The organism is Devosia insulae DS-56, from assembly GCF_000970465.2.
Lineage (GTDB): Bacteria > Pseudomonadota > Alphaproteobacteria > Rhizobiales > Devosiaceae > Devosia_A > Devosia_A insulae.
Genome location: NZ_LAJE02000130.1, coordinates 1 through 2,705 on the forward strand (window position 1 = coordinate 1; position 2,705 = coordinate 2,705).

General features: G+C 66.0%; 4 protein-coding genes. 3 read left to right on the forward strand and 1 reads right to left on the reverse strand.

Annotated elements, in window-relative coordinates; all coding sequences use genetic code 11:
- Both VW23_RS28920 and VW23_RS08185 read left to right on the forward strand, forming a co-directional pair.
- A partial coding sequence (locus VW23_RS28920) for a hypothetical protein (protein WP_176730354.1) occupies positions 1 to 320 on the forward strand: 320 nt, incomplete at its 5' end.
- 70 nt (positions 321 to 390) lie between these two features.
- Positions 391 to 945: a hypothetical protein gene (locus VW23_RS08185; RefSeq protein ID WP_069909087.1), complete on the forward strand. Its 555-nt coding sequence runs from the start codon at positions 391 to 393 to the stop codon at positions 943 to 945.
- Positions 946 to 1,028: 83 nt separating this feature from the next.
- On the opposite strand, the gene VW23_RS08190 is transcribed toward VW23_RS08185, so the two are convergent.
- A complete protein-coding gene (locus VW23_RS08190) occupies positions 1,029 to 1,667 on the reverse strand; it encodes a biotin transporter BioY (RefSeq protein ID WP_069909088.1) in 639 nt (212 codons plus the stop codon).
- A 66-nt stretch (positions 1,668 to 1,733) separates the two neighbouring features.
- On the opposite strand from VW23_RS08190, the gene VW23_RS08195 reads away from it, so the two are divergent.
- Complete coding sequence (locus VW23_RS08195; RefSeq protein ID WP_069909089.1) at positions 1,734 to 2,657, forward strand: MBL fold metallo-hydrolase; 924 nt, start codon at positions 1,734 to 1,736, stop codon at positions 2,655 to 2,657.
- Positions 2,658 to 2,705 lie beyond the last annotated feature (48 nt).

Genomic DNA, 2,705 nt, shown 5'->3' on the forward strand with positions numbered 1-2,705 from the left:
CCCAGGTTGATGTCGAGGCCGCTGTCGTCGCCACCAAGGTCAAGGTCGACGCCCAGCCCACCGTCGCCACCGAGGTCAACGTCGACGCCCAGCCCACCGTCACCACCGAGATCAACGTCCACGCCCAGCCCGTCATCGCCGCCAATGCCGACATCGACACCGCCGAGGCCGCCCAGGTCGAGACCAAGGTCGATCTGCGCCAGCGCGGCGGAAGGGAGGAACAGCCCCGCGACGCAGACAAGTGCGAGCAACAAGCGATGATTCGGGCGAGTAGGGAGCATGCTCGACAGAATACGTTCTCGACCCTGACCATTGCCTGACAACGATCTCATGAACGTGTCAGGGCGAATCCGGGAAGCTCCTCGACGCAACTGCAACGGAGCCAACATCATGAAAACTCAAACCCTTGCCGCAGCGCTCGCCTGCCTCTGCGTCCTATCCGCGCCCGCCCTGGCGCTCGACATCGGCGTAGGCGTCTCGCTCGGCGGCAGCGCGTCCTCATCGGGCGAAAGCGGCCTGTCGCTCGGAGTCGCGACCGATATCAACGCTACGGCCAGTCTCGGACTTGACGACCTCAGAACTGAAGATAGCACGGCTGGCAGCCTCACCGCCAATGGGTCTGCGGCTGCGTCCTTAACAGCCGATGATGAGCTGGGTGTGGTGATCTCGCTGATCGAGCGCAGCCACTGGACCGAGACGAGCCTTGCCAGCCTCACCGACATCGACGCCACCACCTACGATGTCAGTGGCTGGATCAATGCCGAGAACGCCACGGCGTTCGATCTGGCGCTCAGCGGCAATGCCGACGAGATCGACGATCTGCAGCTGGCGCTCGCCTCCAATGTGGCGCTCGACGCCTGGCTCGAAGCCAACAACACCTCGGCCGAGGAGGTGATCGCCATCGGCGTTGCCGCCGATGGTTCGCTGGCGGTGTTCACCAACTAGGGTGCTGCACCTGCCCCCGGGGCATACGCCAAGAGAAAGGGCCGGTCAGCTGACCGGCCCTTTCCAATTGTCCGAGAGGCCGTTCAGCCCTTTTTAGGCAGCAGCTTCCAGATGCCGACGACGCTGAGCGCCGCGAAAGCCATCTTCAGCACGTCCCACAGGATGAACGGGGCGACGGCGCCGTTCCAGGCGGTGCCGATGAGGTTGGTGGCATCGAGCCAGCCCGGCAGCGTCGCGCCGGACTGCACGATCACATTGGCGACGACCAGCAGCCAGGTGAAGCCGAAAGCGAACAGCACCGCATCGGCCAGCAGCATGGCGCCGAACAGCAGCACGATACGGCCCGAAGCGCCGAGATCGGCGGCCCGACCGATAATGTAGGCCATCGGCAGGTAGCCGAGGATGAAGCCGAAGGACGGGCGCATGACGTAATCGAGGCCGCCGCCCGTGGCAAAGACCGGCAGACCCGACAGACCCTGAACAATATAGAGCGCCACGGTCGCAACGCCGATGCGCCAGCCAAAGCCGGCCGCCAGCGCCGCGACCGCCATGGTCTGCAGCGTGACCGGGATCGGCATAACCGGCACCGAAAGCTTGGCCGACAGCGCCAGGACCAGCGAGCCGAGCACCACGGTGACGAGGTTTGCCGCGAGGCGCGCCGACTGCGATTTGGGCGAGAGCACGCCGAGTACGGTATTCGGCGTGGTGAGCGTCAAGGCCATTGCCAATCCTTCATTTTGAGGAGCATTGCTAGCGCCGATTACTAGTCGCTCGCCTGGGAGAGCGCAATGGCTGGCCAGACGCCGGCGCTGAGCTTCAACACCACGTTCGACGCAGCAACCGGCCACCCCGTGATGGTGGCTCCGGGCCTCGTCCGCATCACCGCTCCCAATGCCGGCCCCTACACGTTCAAGGGCACCAACAGCTTCATTGTCGGCAATGACCGGGTGGCGGTGATCGACCCTGGCCCAGACGATGGCGCGCACCTCGCGGCCCTGACGAGCGCCATTGCCGGCCGCCCGGTCGACGCGATCATCCTCACCCACACCCATATCGATCATTCGGCGCTGGTGCCCAAACTGAAGGCTGCCACCGGGGCGCCGGTCTGGTCGGGCGGCAAGCATCGGCTGAGCCGGGCGCGCCGGCTGTTCGAGGTCAATGCGGTGGGCGGCGAAAGCGACTGGAGCCTCATGCCGGACCGCGGGCTGCAGGACGGCGAGCAACTGGTGATCGACGGGATTACGCTCGAGGTGATCGCCACTCCCGGCCACTGCGCCAATCACCTGGGCTTCGGGCTGGTCGGCACGCCCTGGCTGCTGACCGGCGATCACATCATGGGCTGGAACTCGACCCTGGTTTCGGTGCCGGACGGCTCGATGGCGGATTACCTGCATTCGCTCGAAAAGGTCATCGGCCTCGGCTACGCGAGCTACGCACCGGCGCATGGCGGGGTGATCGAAGATGGGCCGGATTATGCCCGGGCGCTGCTGGCGCACCGGCAGGAGCGCAACCGGCAGGTGGTTGCGGCGGTGAACGGCGGGGCCCGCAGGATCGGCGACCTGCTGGCGCCGATCTACCCGCAACTCGCCCTGCCGCTGCATGGCGCGGCGCTGATGACGCTGAAGGCGCATGTCGAGTACCTGGTCGATCGCGGCCTGATCGGCGCCACCTACGGCCCGTTCGGCACGACGCTGTTTCCATCGCGCGCTTAGTCGGCGTTGAGACAGAATGCGTCGGCCGGTGCGGGCTGACCCCCACCC